Genomic DNA, 16,316 nt, shown 5'->3' with positions numbered 1-16,316 from the left:
TCACGCATCCATTTTAGTTAAAACGTTACCAGCAAGGACATAGGACACGCCGCTGTGCTTGCATTTCACTGCCCCCTCTCCTTCGAGCGGAAGTTCCAGTTGTTCGCCATACTCGCTCATCCACCCAATCTGACGGGCGGGCACACCAACCATCAACGCATACGCGGGGACGTTACGATTAATTACGGCTCCGGCGCCAATAAATGCGAATTTTCCGATATTAACTCCACAGACAATCGTACAATTAGCGCCTAATGTCGCCCCTTTTTTTACTAGCGTATCTCGGTACTGATCTTTACGCTCTATCAACGAGCGCGGATTGTAGACATTGGTGAAGACCATACTGGGGCCGCAAAATACACCTTCTTCCAATGTCACGTTGTCATAAACTGAAACATTATTTTGTATTTTACAATTATCCCCAATCAATACTTTATTGCCGACAAAAACATTTTGCCCCAGAGAAACTCCTTTCCCAATCCGCGCTCCACCGCAAACATGAACAAAGTGCCAGACACGAGAGTTCTCACCGATGATTGCACCTTCATCAATTATCGCGCTGCTGTGAGCCGTGTAATTCACATGTCACTCCTGGTTTTTTCATAGGGTAGGTCAAACTAGTGACCCTGGGGATTGCGGATTGATTTATCGCTATGCACATCCCCAAAATTTTTCTTGAGGGAAGCGCGAGATAACGGTTACGCCTCGGAATGCCAAAGATATCTGTATTGACATTCGTACGAGGCGCATTTTTTAACTAAACACTGAGAAGAAAAGGATGCCCTTCTCCGTCTTTAGGTGAAGTGATAGCACTCGAACGAATGGTATTCACCGTCTCAACACAGTGACGAGCATCCTCAATGCCGTAACCCCGACCACTCAAGATTTCCTGATAGCTGACCGTGTGCAAGTCAGTGAAGCCTTCAGAAAATTCCATCTCATCACCATCCACGGTGATCGACCTGTAAGTAGGTTTTTTTCCTTTTACAGACTCTGGCAAATCATTCGCGTCAATCGAAAGAAACCAACGCACGCGAGCCTTCTCATATTCCAGATAACCAGCTGCTTTATGCTCAGACGTATAGTGAACAACGTTTCGTTGCAGCTTGCCGAATATAAAGTGCAGCATGTCGTAGAAATGCACACCGATATTGGTCGCTAAACCGAAAGACTTCCGCGGGTCTCCCTTCCAGCTTTCCATATACCAATTTCCACGGGAGGTAATGTAGGTCAGCTCGACATCATATTTTTTTGATGCGTCTTCGTTTGCAACTTTATTTTTCAGATCAAGAATTGCTTTGTGATGCCGTAATTGCAGGATGTTGTAAACACGCTTGCCGGTCTCCTTTTCGACTAACGCCAGTTCATCCAAGATCGCCGGTGTTGGTACTAGAGGTTTTTCACAAATAACGTCGCACCCAAGGCGTAACCCGGCTGCAATATGAGAATGATGGAGGTAATTCGGTGAGCAGACGGCAACATAATCCAGTGCTGTCGATGGATTACGCTTCAATTGGTGCGCATGTTCAAGGAAGCGTTCAAACTGAGTAAAAAACTCACTTTGTGGTGAAATACTATCAATGATGCCCACAGAGTCATTTATGTCATAAGCCGATACCAGGACATTCCCGGTATCTTTGATTGCGCGCATGTGCCGTGGAGCAATGTAACCAGCGGCACCGATCAGAGCAAAATTCTTCATTGAACCTCTTATATGGCGGTCAGCCATCTATCATATTGGTCTTAAATAAAATCAAGCCTTGATAATATGTTTAGCTGGCACTCGATACTTGCCACGACTGTCGACGATGAGTCGTGCATGCTGCTTGATAAGTTCATAATCGAATTTATCGTGATCCGTCGCTAATACCACCGCATCGAAATTGGCGAGATTTTCAGCTGTCAGTGGTTCGCTGCTAAGATCAAAATGATGTTCGCGCATTTTAGGGAAGACAAGCACATGCGGATCGCTGTATGCAACGGACCCGCCCTTGGCCTCAATTAACTCCATAATTTCTACTGAAGGCGATTCACGCATGTCATCGACATTTTTCTTATAGGCAATGCCCAACACCAAAACTTTGCTACCTTTGACCGCTTTGCCTGACTCATTCAGACCATCCATCAACTTACCAAGGACATACTCAGGCATCGCCTGGTTTACTTCACCTGATAACTCGATAAACCGCGTGTGCAGGCCATACTCACGGGCTTTCCAAGTCAGGTAGAAGGGGTCGATGGGGATACAGTGACCACCAAGACCCGGCCCTGGATAGTAGGCAGTAAAGCCGAAAGGTTTTGTCGCAGCCGCGTCTACCACCTCGAAAATATCAATGCCCATGCGATCCGCAACGATCTTCATCTCGTTTACAAGACCAATATTCACAGCGCGATGGATATTTTCCAACAGTTTTGTCATCTCAGCCGCTTTCGTCGAGCTGACCGGCACCACTTGATCAATAGCCTGTTCGTAGAGAGCAATACCTACTTCGAGACAAGCTGCAGTGTCGCCACCGATGATTTTAGGAATCGTACGCGTTTCAAAATTCGGATTGCCCGGGTCTTCGCGCTCTGGGGAATACACCAAAAATATATCATGGCCTACTACCAAACCACTCTCTTGCACACGTGGGAGCAACTCTTCCTCGGTTGTACCTGGGTAAGTAGTACTCTCCAGCGATACAATCTGCCCTGCTCTCATGTACGGCTTTAGAGCATCCGTTGTATTAATTACAAAGCTCATATCCGGCTCACGATACTTATTCAGCGGGGTCGGCACGCAAAGAATAAGAGCATCGCACTCGGACGCACGGGAGAATTCGGTTGTCGCTTCAAAACCTGAGCTCCGGGCCTGCTGAATTTTCGCTCCGGGGATATGCTCAATGTAACTTTCCCCGTCGTTTAACCGGGCAACTTTACTCTTATCAATATCAATGCCCAACACTCGAAAACCGATTGCGTTGTAGCGCAGCATCAGCGGCAATCCAACATACCCAAGACCGACGATGCCGATCAGAGCTTCCTTATTCTTAAACTTTGCGACACTGGCCTTCATTTGCTGAGACATCAATCTGGCTCCGGCTCATACTGTTGAGCAATAAGTGAGTTGCTGTTGGTTTATGTCTCGAGTGAAACGAGGCATAACATCAATGGTAAAAAACACGCTACCGCCCCAGGATTTACCGTCGGTTTCCTGAAAACGCGAATTTAGCAATGTCAACAGCACTCCAAAACTCTATCTGGCACCAGACTGGTTTTAAAGCGCTGAAATTTTTGTCAACGGCAGGCTTACCTGCTGTCGACGGTTGAGGAAATCGATCAGCAGGATAGCTCTCTCCTCGCCATCCAAGGTAACGAATACAGCGTCAAGCTCAGCAAAGCCTTCCTCCAGAACCTTCACGTTGTCGCCGTTCATGAATGAAGGACACACGACTGATTCTGCATGCGGCTGAAATTGAGCCACAAGCTCCGCACAGACGGCTAATGGCATTCCTCCGAAGCTCACCAACCGACTAACCCCGCGGGTAGATCTCAACGGGGACCAATCGACATTAGCCGGGAGGTTGATGAACAGATAACCGGGAAATAGCGACTCTCGAACAGACTGACGTCGCCCCCGAACAATGAGATCGCGACGACAAATGGGACGGGTGCACACATAGCCTTGCCGCAGAAGGTTTTCCTCCGCGCGTTGATCCTGCCTGGATTTGCACTGCACCAGATACCACGCATCCTGCTGGGATGGATGAGATCCATCGGTCGCATTGCGAATACTCATGTCCATGTCCTGATCATTAACGCTTGCTTCAACGATCCTGCCCATCATTTCATCAGATAAACGATGCCTGCATTTTCCACTAAGCAGCCTGATTAATGGCGCGCTCGATTTGCCGATCAACCCCCGAACCTTGAGGGTAGAGACCCACAATCGGAAAAACGCCCATTATGCCTGCAGCCACGTGGATTGGCTTACCAGCAGTCGATTATACGACCACCGGAGCATAATCCGTTAGCCGTCATCACATTTCCCGCAGGATCATTTTCGTCAGTAAGCTATTGGATTTTCGCTACAAAAATGCGTTTACCTGTCAATAACAGACTGTGGATGGGTGTGCTGCCTGCGGGGATATGCGCCGCACAGATGTCGCGAATTTTCGGCATCACCCCGAGTTCAAGGCCACCTAAACACCGAACCGCAACACACCACGTGACGCGACGCCTTTCAGAAGAGGCTTTCCGCTACCCACGTGGGGCTCGAATTACTGAGCCCTAAGTGTGGTATCAGGAGTGTCAGCAGCCTTCAAGCTTTTTACATCCACGCCCAGCGAACCCTCATTTAACTCAGACTCATAGAACATCGTCGTTGATCCCAATACGAGGGATCGGCGAGCGCCGGCCAGATGACGAATGAATGACAAGATCAAACCCAACGCGAAACCAAGGAGGATTGAAAGTACAATTATCACGCCCTTTCTAGGCTCGACGGGAGCGATTGGAGCTAATGCCTGGCGGTCAACAGTGACTAATTTTATTCGACTGATGTCGATGTTCAGGTTACTTAATCGTGCCATTTCTGCGCGTAGAGGCTGAACATTGTTCAAGAATATGTCCTCGTTTTTCCGCTGAGACAGAATCTCAACTTGGCGATTTTCTTGAAGCAGCATTAGTTCTTTGGCTATTTGCGCAACGCGCGTCACTGTAAAGTCATCTGATGTGCGGTGCTGCAAAGCTTTCCGCTCTGCCTCCAATGCTTCTACCCCCATAAAGTACAGGGGGATTTGCTGATTATTAACTTCGGTTCGCATGACACTAGCTGAACCGGTACGCTCACCATCAGCTAATGCGGAAGGCGTAGTAGGTTTCTTGATACCCAATGAATCAGCAATACTGATAGCCTCACTCAATTGAGCCATACGGTCATTGCGCTCAGTTTTTAACTGCTGGCGTAAGCCTTTAAGCTCATCCTGCAACTGAGCGCGTTTTAAACCATCAGCCTCAAGCAGTGATGCAATCTTTGCCGTCTTTTCGGTCTCATAATTAGAACGCGCCGAGTCAATTTTACCCTTCAGTTCATTGAGGCGGTTCTTGACAATGACCTTTAGGTCGGCCGCTACCTCTTCTCGCTCTACGGCAATAGCATAATCAACAAAACCGTTAAGTATAGCGACCCCATCAACACCAGCGGGATACTTCAACTCCAACGCAATGTAGCTGCTAAGCGGACCCGCTTTTTTAGGATCAGGAAGTTTTAAACTTATTGAGTTACGATTGAACTCTTCAAAGCTCTGCTCTAAAGAATGTCCTGTTCGTTCAAACCGCTGAAACAATGATTGGTTGGCACGAAAGAACCCCAGACGCGTCTCGTAGGACTCTAGTGAAGCGCCGACCTTGGACAAGGCCTCATTAGGTGGGAGCTTGTAAATTTCTGAACGATTTAACGCGTCAAGTTCATTTATTGCCGCCGGGCGCAATACGCTACTAACTTGGTACTGGGCCGGAGCCAGAAAGCAGTAGACCAAGGCAGCCAGCACTACTAAAGCAGTCACTGCAGCGATGAATTTTCTTTGCTGACCTATAATTCCTAGAATGGTACGCAGATCAACATCACCACGAGAAATTGGTAATTGCACATGATTTATACTGCTCATCTTTTATCGCTTCCATGCCAGATTCCGGCAACCTAGTGACAAGAGTACGCCGCTTTTACTCATCGCCTCGAACTCGATTACAGTGAATCAAGCATGTGGACAAAAAGACAAGCCGCGTGGCGGTAGGCATTCTGCCACTAACACAAAAGATTACAAGTCTTGACTATCAGTGCCCCCCTTTATCTGATCGTCAAAGCGCAGCCTATTCTGGCTTACGCACAGTCCAGAAATGACGCATCAAGCCGAAAACCAACCCCAAGCCCAACCCAACTACCATACCGAGCAGGAGAGTCAGCGCCTTTTTAGGTTTAATTGGAGAGTCAGGCGGCTGGATTACACCATCAAGTCGATACACAGCTACATCTTCTCCCTTGACTCCCAGCGTCTTATAGAATTCATTCAACCCCTGAAGCTTACGTAAATTGGCAATAAATGCATCGTCCGATTCCCGCGTTTGGAGATTTTTGACTTCTGCTTCCAACGCCTTGGTCCCACGCAAATAAATCAGCCGCGAATCGCCTGAACCGGACATTTCTCCCGTGACACCTCCAGAAACAATCTGGTGTTTTTCCAGACCGATAGCCCCGGCAATCTTTTCAGCCTCGAGCAACTGGCGAACCGTATCCCTTCTTACATTCGCCGCATTTTCGCGCAACATTGCTATTTGGGCTTCATTATTACGAATACGAACTTTGATTTCTTTGGAGAAGTTTTTGATAAGCTCTTTTTTTGCTGCTTCACTGGCCTGATCAATATAGAGATTCAACCAGTCAGCCGCCTGAGCCGGCTGATTATTAAGAGCCACAACTGTGAACCGATCAGAAAAATCTTTACTAGGCTGAGCAATCGTTAAAGCTGCCGTGAACTTACGATACAAATAATCCTGAGAACCCCGACGTGCATCATCACTTAATGAAGGTAGATAAACCTCATTAAAGAATCGATTTCTTAAAGACTCTGAGTGAAGATTGCGAATGAATACAGCATAAACATCCTTTACCGAATAAGGAGGCAAACCTGATTCAGGCGTTCGACCATAATTAAAATCTTCAATATCATTCTGGGTCGGCGGCAATATAAAAGCTCGAGCCTCATAAACAGGCGTACTTAAAAAAGCAAAAGCTCCTGCCATCACCGTAATCACCACAGCCACAGCAAAAACCAACCATCGCTGCGCCCAAATCCCTTTCAACAAGTCGGCTAAATCTACTTCGCCTAAACCTTGATTGCCTGAATTATTCTCTCGCATATACTTTAACCGACCCATCTTATTGTAAAAATTACAACGACAACCACTAATTAAATTTTCCGCTTAACATTAGTCTTGCGTCGAAAACCAAAAGCCAGGCGCATTAACGGCCCAATGACCATTCCAAGGAGCACCGCAATTATTAAGCAAGCCGACAAAGGGAGCCCGAGGCTGGAAAAGCCGTAAAAATTGATACTGACAGATTGCTGATTTTCCAGCACGAAAATGGCAGTCAGCAGGGCAAGTAGAAGCGCCAGGAGTAGTAACAACACGTGATTTAACTTTCTCACTGGCAGCTCCTTGAATTACTCAATTCTCACCTTCTTCTTCCTCATTCACCCGATCCCTAAGCTCTTTCCCCGGTTTGAAATGCGGCACAAACTTGCCATCCAGGCTAACCGACTGACCGGTCTTCGGGTTGCGTCCCACACGGGGCGCGCGATAGTGCAGTGAAAAACTGCCAAAACCACGGATCTCGATACGATCACCAGTCGCCAGACATTGGGACATTTGTTCAAGCATGGTCTTGATGGCCAGCTCCACATCCTTGGATGAGAGCAGCCCTTGATGGGTGACAATTCGTTCGATCAACTCCGACTTCGTCATATTTTTCCCTTCTTTTTCAAGCAGCTAGGAAAAGCGCTTCAAAGGTTTTAGCATGCCCGGAGGAATTTGAACAGCCCAGGGTTTCACATATATTTACCAGCAATGCCCTTCCCGATTTCAGCAAACTTCGACACCGAACAGCCTTATCGACAGATAACCAGCATGGTGCGCGTCAGGTATCCCGCAGGATTAAACCCAAAAGGGAATTCATCCTCATCCTTCACATCATCGGACCTTGCGATAACCTTATATCCCGCCGCCTTACACTCTTTGTCCGCACGCTTACGACACTTCTCCCATCCAGAACCCAATCCCGAACAATCTACTTCTACGCCATTGACTCCACGCACCGCATGGGTCTTAGCGTTCGTGCCACAACCCGCCAATGTCAATATTGCCATTGCGACAATGAGCTTGTTCATTCACTTCCCTAGGCCGGACACGCCGCCCGACGGTCGCTCGCTGCAAGCTAAAGACTAGCTGTAAATAAACGATTGATCCTATTAAAGAAAGAGACAACTTGTCGGAAGGATTGGTTTCACGGCAAACAATCACAGCGCCGCGAAACCATCAAAATCATCAAATCACAGGCACAAAAAAGGGCGACCGAAGTCGCCCTTTTTCTATGGTCTGACAGAACTTAGTTCTGTTTTTCCATTTGTGCACGCAACAGGTCGCCCAGAGTGGTAGGACCAGGAGCAGCGGTGTCCGAAGCTGGCTTGTCGCGCAGGCTTTGGATCGCTTCTTTCTCTTCTTCAACGTCTTTCGACTTGATGGAGAGCTGGATTACACGGCTCTTGCGGTCAACGCTGATGATCTTGGCTTCTACTTCTTCGCCTTCTTTCAGAACGTTGCGCGCGTCTTCAACGCGGTCACGGCTGATTTCGGAGGCTTTCAGAGTCGCTTCGATATCGTCGGCCAGAGTGATGATGGCGCCTTTAGCGTCAACTTCTTTCACGATGCCTTTAACGATTGCGCCTTTGTCGTTCTCTTGAACGTACTCGGAGAACGGATCGCTTTCCAGTTGCTTGATACCCAGGGAGATACGCTCGCGCTCTGGGTCAACCGACAGGATAACGGTGTCCAGCTCGTCGCCCTTCTTGAAGCGGCGAACGGCTTCTTCGCCCACTTCGTTCCAGGAGATGTCGGACAGGTGAACCAGACCGTCGATGCCGCCGTCCAGACCAATGAAGATACCGAAATCGGTGATCGACTTGATGGTGCCGGAGATTTTATCGCCCTTGTTGAACTGGCCAGAGAAATCTTCCCATGGGTTAGATTTGCACTGCTTGATGCCGAGGGAGATACGACGACGCTCTTCGTCGATGTCCAGAACCATAACTTCCACTTCGTCGCCGACTTGTACGACTTTCGAAGGGTGGATGTTCTTGTTGGTCCAGTCCATTTCGGAAACGTGTACCAGGCCTTCAACGCCTTCTTCCAGCTCAGCGAAGCAGCCGTAGTCGGTCAGGTTGGTTACACGAGCGGTAACGCGAGTGCTTTCTGGGTAACGGGCTTTGATAGCAACCCATGGATCTTCGCCCAGTTGCTTGAGGCCCAGGGAAACACGATTGCGTTCGCGATCGTACTTCAGAACCTTGACATCGATCTCGTCGCCAACGTTGACGATTTCGGAAGGATGCTTGATACGCTTCCAAGCCATGTCGGTAATGTGCAGCAGGCCATCGACGCCACCCAGATCGACGAATGCGCCGTAATCGGTGAGGTTTTTGACGATACCTTTGACTTGTTGGCCTTCCTGCAGGGATTCCAGCAGAGCTTCACGCTCAGCGGAGTTCTCGGCTTCGAGGACGCTACGACGGGAAACGACAACGTTGTTGCGTTTCTGGTCAAGCTTGATGACCTTGAATTCCAGCTCTTTGCCTTCCAGGTGCGTGGTGTCGCGCACAGGACGGACGTCAACCAGAGAACCTGGCAGGAACGCACGGATGCCGTTAACGTCGACAGTGAAGCCGCCTTTAACCTTACCGTTGATAACGCCCTTGACCACTTCTTCGGCTGCGAAGGCTGCTTCCAGAACAATCCAGCATTCAGCGCGCTTGGCTTTTTCACGGGACAGCTTGGTTTCACCAAAGCCGTCTTCAACCGAGTCCAGAGCAACGTGAACTTCGTCACCGACGTTGATAGTCAGTTCGCCAGCATCGTTGTAGAACTGCTCAAGCGGGATGAGTGCTTCAGACTTCAGGCCAGCGTGAACGGTTACCCAGCGAGCTTGGTAATCGATATCAACGATAACACCGGTGATGATGGAGCCTGCCTGAAGGTTCAGGGTTTTTAGGCTTTCTTCAAAGAGTTCCGCAAAGCTTTCGCTCATTTTAATTCCTGTTGAATAAGGGCGAAGGATACGCCCATCTCCACGTCCCAGACGACGTGGGTTATGTTCATTAGAAGAAACACCGCAAGACTATGACTGGTCCCCTACGGAGTTTCTTAGTCACCCGGCGATATCGCGAATGGCGATCTCGCTCATGATGCGTTCCAGCACCTGATCGATGGATAATTCCGTGGAATCCAGCTGTATGGCGTCAGCCGCCGGCTTGAGCGGGGCTACCGCTCGCTGGGTGTCACGCTCATCGCGGACACGTATCTCATCTAGCAGACTCGACAGACTAACACCATCGACTTTGCCCTTCAACTGCAAGTATCGACGGCGCGCACGCTCCTCGGCACTGGCAGTGAGGAATATCTTCAGCGGTGCATCCGGGAAAACCACGGTGCCCATGTCGCGACCATCGGCCACCAGACCCGGAGCCTCCTGAAACGCCCGCTGGCGCTGGAGCAGCGCATCACGCACCGCCGGCAGCGCAGCGACCTGGGAAGCCCAGGCGCCAACTTGTTCGTTGCGCAAATCATCAGTGACATCGTCACCTTCAAGAATGATCCGCTGCGGATGACCTTCGGTCGCACCGACGAATTGCACGTCCAGATGAGCGGCCAGCAGCTTCAGTGACTCTTCATTGGTCAGATCGACGCCATGATTACGCGCGGCGAATGCCAGCAGACGGTACAGCGCACCGGAATCCAGCAGGCACCAGCCCAAGCGCTTGGCCAGAATCCCGGCAATAGTGCCTTTGCCCGAACCGCTAGGCCCGTCGATGGTGATGACCGGTGGCTTGATAATCACGACTGAGCCTCTTGTGCAACACGGATACCGACCTGCGCGCACAGCGCGAGGAAGTTCGGGAACGACGTCGCGACGTTGGCGCAATCATGAATGCGGATCGGCGCGGTGGCGCGCAGCGAAGCCACGCTGAAGGCCATGGCGATCCGGTGATCGCCGTGTCCGTGCACTTCGCCGCCGCCGATCTGGCCGCCGTCGATGATGATGCCGTCCGGGGTCGGCTCGCATTTGACACCCAGCGCCAGCAAGCCATCCGCCATGACCTGAATCCGGTCCGACTCTTTAACCCGCAACTCTTCGGCGCCACGCAGGATGGTGCGCCCTTCGGCACAGGCAGCGGCCACGAACAGCACCGGGAATTCGTCGATGGCCAGCGGAACCAGCGCTTCGGGAATCTCGATACCTTTGAGTTTAGCTGCTCGTACGCGCAGATCCGCAACTGGCTCACCGCCGACTTCACGCTGGTTTTCCAAGGTAATGTCAGCGCCCATCAGACGCAGAATATCGATCACACCGGTACGGGTCGGGTTGATGCCGACGTGCTCAAGCACCAGCTCCGAACCTTCGGCGATCGACGCGGCCACCAGGAAGAACGCGGAAGACGAGATGTCGCCCGGCACTTCAATGTGGGTCGCGGTCAACTTGTGGCCGGATTCGACCGATGCGGTCGCACCGTTGACGGTGACCGGATAGCCGAAGCCACGCAGCATGCGCTCGGTGTGGTCGCGGGTTGGAGCCGGCTCGGTGACGGTGGTCTTGCCTTCGGCATACAAACCCGCCAGCAGCAGGCAGGATTTAACCTGAGCACTGGCCATCGGCATAGTGTAAGTCAGGCCTTTGAGCTTGTTGCCGCCGCGAATGATCATCGGCGGACGGCCTTCAGCAGCGGTCTCGATCACAGCGCCCATTTCACGCAGCGGATTGGCCACGCGATTCATCGGACGCTTGGACAGCGAAGCATCGCCCGTCAGCGTGCTGTCGAAGTTCTGCGCAGCCAACAAGCCAGACAGCAGACGCATCGAAGTGCCAGAGTTGCCCAGATAGATCGGGCCCGGCGCAGGCTTCAGACCATTCAGGCCGACGCCGTGAATGGTCACGCGACCATGGTGCGGACCTTCGATCACGACGCCCATGTCGCGGAAAGCTTGCAAGGTTGCCAGGGCGTCTTCACCCTCGAGGAAACCTTCCACTTCGGTGACGCCTTCAGCCAGGGAGCCGAGCATGATCGAACGGTGGGAAATCGATTTGTCGCCCGGTACACGAATCCGCCCAGTCAGGCGGCCACCAGGTTGTGCCAGGAAAATCAGGTCGTTGGAATTCATAGCGTCCACATAAGCCCGGCGGGCCAGGATTTTACTGAAATGTTCGCGGGCAACCCGGGCGCGAGTGAACACGCCCAACAATTGGTGCCCATCCCCTGCATCGACCGCGTCGCGCAAGGCGTCGAGGTCGCTGCGAAATGTATCGAGTGTGCGCAGGACAGCTTCGCGGTTGGCGAGGAAGATGTCGTGCCACATGACCGGGTCGCTACCCGCAATTCTTGTGAAATCACGGAAACCGCCCGCAGCGTAACGGAAGATCTCAAGGTTTTCATTGCGCTTGGCCAACGAATCGACCAAACCGAACGCCAACAAGTGCGGCAAATGGCTGGTCGCCGCCAACACTTCGTCGTGACGCTCGACCTGCATGTGCTCGACATCGGCGCCCAATTCGCGCCACAACCGGTCGACCACTGCCAGGGCTGCCGGATCAGTCTGATCCAGCGGCGTCAGAATCACTTTATGGCGACGGAACAGCTCTGAGTTAGAGGCTTCCACCCCGCTCTGCTCGGAACCGGCAATCGGATGCCCCGGCACGAAGCGCGCCGGCATGCCGCCAAACGCTTCGGTTGCCGCCCGCACCACATTGCCTTTGGCGCTACCGACGTCGGTCAGAATCGCTTGCCCCAGGTCCATGCCGGCCAATTGGCCGAGCATTTTTTCCATGGCAAGGATCGGCACGGCCAGCTGAATCACGTCGGCGCCCTGGCAAGCAACGGCCAGGTCTTCTTCGCAGCGATCCACCACACCCAACTCAACCGCCAGTTTGCGCGACTGCGGATCGAGATCGACCCCGACCACTTCGCGGCACAGACCGCTTTCACGCAAACCTTTGGCAAACGAACCGCCGATCAACCCCAGACCGACCACCACCAGGCGACCGATCATAGGTTCAGCAGATTGCAGTGCAGTGACATCAACCACGAGCCAGAACCTTGGTCAGCGCTTCGAGGAAGCGGCTGTTTTCCGCCGGCAAACCGATGGTGATGCGCAAGTGGTTCGGCATGCCGTAATTGGCCACCGGACGCACGATCACGCCTTCGCGCAGCAAGCCCTGGAAAACCGGAGCCGCCACACGGCCCAGATCGACGCAGATGAAGTTGCCCTTGGACGGAATCCAGCTCAACCCCAGCTCACGGAAACCCGCTTCCAGCTGCTGCATGCCGGATTCGTTCAGGCGACGGCTTTCAGCCAGGTACTCGGTGTCTTGCAGCGCAGCGCATGCAGCGGCCAGAGCCAGGCTGTTGACGTTGAACGGTTGACGCACGCGGTTCAGCACATCCGCGACCACCGCGGTGGACAAGCCATAACCGACCCGCAATGCCGCCAAGCCGTAGGCTTTGGAGAACGTGCGCGAAACCAGCAGGTTCGGGTACGCCGCCAGGAAGTCCAGGCCATCCGGCAAATCACTGCCTTCGGCGTATTCGATATAGGCCTCGTCCAGCACCACCAGCACGTGTTCCGGTACGTCCTGCAGAAATTCGTCAAGCGCTTCGGCGTCGAACCAGGTCCCGGTCGGGTTGTTCGGGTTGGCGATGAACACCACGCGGGTATCGGCATCGATCGCGGCCAGCATCGCCGACAGATCATGGCCCCAGTCTTTGGCCGGGATCACTTTGGCCTGGGCGCCAACGGCCTGAGTGACAATCGGATAGACCGCAAACGCGTGCTCGCTGAATACGGCGTTCAGGCCCGGCGCCAGATAGGCACGGGCGACCAGTTCCAGAATGTCGTTGGAACCGTTGCCCAGCGTCACCTGATTGAGCTCGACGCGGCACTGATCGGCCAGCAGGGTCTTGAGCGCAAAACCGTTACCGTCCGGATAGCGGGTCAGCTCGGCCAATGCTTCGTGAATCGCCGCCAGAGCCTTGGGACTGGCGCCCAACGGGTTTTCGTTGCTGGCCAGTTTGACGATGCTGGCAGGATCGATGTTCAGCTCGCGCGCCAGTTCGTCCACGGGCTTGCCCGGAACGTAAGGCGAAAGTTGTTGCACGCCCGGCTGTGCCAGAGCGAGGAAGTCACCACTCATTTGCTACCGCCCTTAGAGAACTGCTTTCGGGTAGGAACCCAGCACTTTGAGTGCCACTGCTTCCTGACTGATCTTTTCCAACACACCTTTGACCAGCGGGTCGCGGTGGTGGCCTACGAAGTCGATGAAGAACACGTAGGTCCATTTACCGCTGCGCGACGGACGCGTCTCGATTCGCGTCAGGTCGATGCCGTTGTCGTGGAAAGGCACCAGCAACTCGTGAAGCGCGCCGGGCTTGTTGCTCATGGAGACGATGATCGAAGTCTTGTCGTCGCCGGTCGGCGGTACTTCCTGGCTGCCGATGATCAGGAATCGCGTGGAGTTATCCGGGCGATCTTCGATTTTTTCGGCCAGACGGGTCAACCCGTACAAGCCTGCGGCCATGTCGCCGGCAATCGCTGCCGAGTTCCACTCACCCTTGACCCGCTTGGCCGCTTCGGCGTTGCTGGACACCGCCACGCGCTCGACATTCGGGTAATGCGCGTCCAGCCACTTGCGGCACTGGGCCAGAGACTGGGCGTGGGAATAGATGCGGCTGATGCTGTCGGTCTTGGTGTTTTCACCGACCAACAGGTGGTGGTGAATCCGCAGCTCGACTTCGCCACAGATCACCATGTCGTGTTCGAGGAAGCTGTCGAGGGTGTGGTTGACCGCGCCCTCGGTGGAGTTTTCCACCGGGACCACGCCAAAGTTCACCGCTCCGGCCGCCACTTCGCGGAACACTTCATCGATCGCCGCCATCGGCTTGCTGATCACGGCGTGACCGAAGTGTTTCATGGCAGCGGCTTGGGTGAAGGTGCCTTCAGGACCGAGATAAGCCACTTTCAGCGGCTGTTCGAGGGCCAGGCACGAAGACATGATTTCGCGGAACAGCCGCGCCATCTCTTCGTTACCCAGCGGCCCCTGGTTACGCTCCATGACGCGCTTGAGCACCTGAGCTTCACGCTCAGGACGATAGAACACCGGCACTTCGCCTTCGGCCAGCGAGGCCATCTTTACTCGCGCAACTTCCTGGGCGCAGCGTGCGCGCTCACTGATCAGCTCCAGGACTTTCTCGTCCAGGGCATCAATGCGCAGGCGCAGTGCCTTGAGTTCTTGCTCAGACATTAACCGTGTTCCTTCTCGAACTCTGCCATGTACGAAATCAGTGCGTTGACCGCAACGATGTCGACGGCGTTATAGATGGAGGCACGCATGCCGCCCACGGAACGGTGACCCTTGAGGTTCAACAGGCCACGCTCTTCGGCACCGGCCAGGAATGGCTTGTCGAGACGGTCCTCAGCCAGGCGGAACGGCACGTTCATCCACGAGCGATCCGACTTGTTGATCGGGTTGCTGTACAAGCCGCTGGCGTCGATGAAGTCGTACAGCGTGCGCTGTTTCACTTCATTGAGCTTGCCGATGGCTTCAACACCACCCTGCTCTTTCAGCCACTCGAACACCAGACCCGAGAGGTACCAGGCCAGGGTTGGCGGGGTGTTGTACATCGAGCCGTTGTCGGCCGCGACCTTGTAGTTGAGCATGGTCGGGCACAGGGAACGGGCGTGACCCAACAGGTCTTCGCGAACGATGTTGACGACGACGCCGCTCGGGCCGATGTTTTTCTGCGCGCCGGCGTAGATCATGCCGAAGCGCGAAACATCGATCGGACGCGAGAGAATGTCGGAAGACATGTCCGCGACCAGTGGGACGTCACCGGTTTCCGGGACCCAGCTGAATTCCAGGCCGCCGATGGTTTCGTTCGGCGCGTAGTGAACGTAGGCCGCATCTTTCGACAGGTTCCATTCGTTCTGGCCAGGAATAGCGAAATAGTCGTAAGGCTTGGCGGTAGCGGCAACGTTGACGTTTCCGTAGCGCGAAGCTTCTTCGATGGCTTTCTGCGACCAGATACCGGTGTCGATATAGTCGGCGGTGCCGCTTTCCGGCAACAGGTTCAGAGGAATCTGAGCAAATTGCTGGCTGGCGCCACCTTGCAGAAACAGCACTTTATAGTTCGAGGGGATATTCAGCAGATCACGCAGATCCTGCTCGGCCTTGGTGGCAATGGACACGAACTCATCGCTGCGATGGCTCATTTCCATGACCGACAGGCCCTTGCCGTGCCAATCAAGGAGTTCACCCTGGGCGCGCTGCAGGACAGCTTCGGGAAGTGCCGCAGGACCGGCACAGAAGTTATAGGCTCTCTTGCTCACATCCAATCTCGCTCTGATTTGAGGTAACACGCAATAAATGCATTATCAGTCGACACGGGTCCCTGCTGAAACAAACATCTGTGGGAGCGAGCCTGCTCGCGAAAGCGGTGTAACAGGCGACATCTTTGCTG

At 53.2% G+C, this 16,316-nt stretch carries 15 protein-coding genes; all 15 read right to left on the bottom strand.

Translation table 11 applies throughout. The annotated features are described in order from the left end of the window. Nucleotides 1-582: a UDP-2-acetamido-3-amino-2,3-dideoxy-D-glucuronate N-acetyltransferase gene (gene wbpD, locus JFU47_RS26015; protein WP_201186678.1), complete on the bottom strand. Its 582-nt coding sequence runs from the start codon at nt 580-582 to the stop codon at nt 1-3. A 175-nt stretch (nt 583-757) separates the two neighbouring features. Then, on the bottom strand, nt 758-1,702 hold the full coding sequence (gene wbpB, locus JFU47_RS26010; protein WP_201186669.1) for a UDP-N-acetyl-2-amino-2-deoxy-D-glucuronate oxidase: 945 nt from the start codon (nt 1,700-1,702) through the stop codon (nt 758-760). A gap of 51 nt (nt 1,703-1,753) precedes the next feature. After that, nucleotides 1,754-3,055, bottom strand: coding sequence for a UDP-N-acetyl-D-glucosamine 6-dehydrogenase (gene wbpA, locus JFU47_RS26005; protein WP_242485181.1), 1,302 nt, complete (start codon nt 3,053-3,055; stop codon nt 1,754-1,756). Between the two features lie 201 nt (nt 3,056-3,256). Then, a complete protein-coding gene (rfaH, locus tag JFU47_RS26000) occupies nt 3,257-3,898 on the bottom strand; it encodes a transcription/translation regulatory transformer protein RfaH (RefSeq protein WP_342215395.1) in 642 nt (213 codons plus the stop codon). A gap of 361 nt (nt 3,899-4,259) precedes the next feature. Continuing rightward, nucleotides 4,260-5,648, bottom strand: coding sequence for a Wzz/FepE/Etk N-terminal domain-containing protein (locus JFU47_RS25995; protein ID WP_201186661.1), 1,389 nt, complete (start codon nt 5,646-5,648; stop codon nt 4,260-4,262). Between the two features lie 202 nt (nt 5,649-5,850). Further along, nucleotides 5,851-6,897, bottom strand: a complete 1,047-nt coding sequence (locus JFU47_RS25990) for an LPS O-antigen chain length determinant protein WzzB (RefSeq protein ID WP_201186659.1) — start codon at nt 6,895-6,897, stop codon at nt 5,851-5,853. 50 nt (nt 6,898-6,947) lie between these two features. Continuing rightward, nucleotides 6,948-7,187, bottom strand: a complete 240-nt coding sequence (locus tag JFU47_RS25985) for a lipopolysaccharide assembly protein LapA domain-containing protein (protein WP_201186658.1) — start codon at nt 7,185-7,187, stop codon at nt 6,948-6,950. Nucleotides 7,188-7,206: 19 nt separating this feature from the next. Next, on the bottom strand, nt 7,207-7,503 hold the full coding sequence (gene ihfB, locus JFU47_RS25980) for an integration host factor subunit beta (RefSeq protein WP_201186657.1): 297 nt from the start codon (nt 7,501-7,503) through the stop codon (nt 7,207-7,209). A 143-nt stretch (nt 7,504-7,646) separates the two neighbouring features. Then, nucleotides 7,647-7,925 (bottom strand): hypothetical protein, encoded by a 279-nt coding sequence (locus tag JFU47_RS25975; RefSeq protein ID WP_201186655.1) that lies wholly within the window; start codon nt 7,923-7,925, stop codon nt 7,647-7,649. Nucleotides 7,926-8,143: 218 nt separating this feature from the next. Then, entirely contained in the window at nt 8,144-9,838 is a 1,695-nt protein-coding gene (gene rpsA, locus JFU47_RS25970; protein WP_140681797.1) for a 30S ribosomal protein S1, read from the bottom strand. Nucleotides 9,839-9,958: 120 nt separating this feature from the next. Continuing rightward, complete coding sequence (cmk, locus tag JFU47_RS25965) at nt 9,959-10,648, bottom strand: (d)CMP kinase (protein ID WP_008148720.1); 690 nt, start codon at nt 10,646-10,648, stop codon at nt 9,959-9,961. Then, nucleotides 10,645-12,852, bottom strand: coding sequence for a bifunctional prephenate dehydrogenase/3-phosphoshikimate 1-carboxyvinyltransferase (locus JFU47_RS25960; protein WP_242485179.1), 2,208 nt, complete (start codon nt 12,850-12,852; stop codon nt 10,645-10,647). Before JFU47_RS25960 ends, cmk begins: the two co-directional genes overlap by 4 nt. Nucleotides 12,853-12,880: 28 nt before the next feature. Then, entirely contained in the window at nt 12,881-13,993 is a 1,113-nt protein-coding gene (gene hisC / locus JFU47_RS25955; RefSeq protein WP_201186651.1) for a histidinol-phosphate transaminase, read from the bottom strand. Nucleotides 13,994-14,005: 12 nt separating this feature from the next. Next, the gene (gene pheA / locus JFU47_RS25950; RefSeq protein ID WP_111450711.1) at nt 14,006-15,100 is read right to left on the bottom strand and encodes a prephenate dehydratase; all 1,095 of its coding nucleotides are present in this window, start codon (nt 15,098-15,100) and stop codon (nt 14,006-14,008) included. Next, the gene (gene serC, locus JFU47_RS25945) at nt 15,100-16,185 is read right to left on the bottom strand and encodes a 3-phosphoserine/phosphohydroxythreonine transaminase (protein WP_201186649.1); all 1,086 of its coding nucleotides are present in this window, start codon (nt 16,183-16,185) and stop codon (nt 15,100-15,102) included. The genes pheA and serC overlap by 1 nt, the downstream gene beginning before the upstream one ends. Between the last annotated feature and the right edge of the window lie 131 nt (nt 16,186-16,316).

Source organism: Pseudomonas sp. TH39(2020) (genome assembly GCF_016650715.1).
GTDB lineage: Bacteria > Pseudomonadota > Gammaproteobacteria > Pseudomonadales > Pseudomonadaceae > Aquipseudomonas > Aquipseudomonas mandelii_C.
This window is presented reverse-complemented; position numbering and strand designations above follow the sequence as displayed.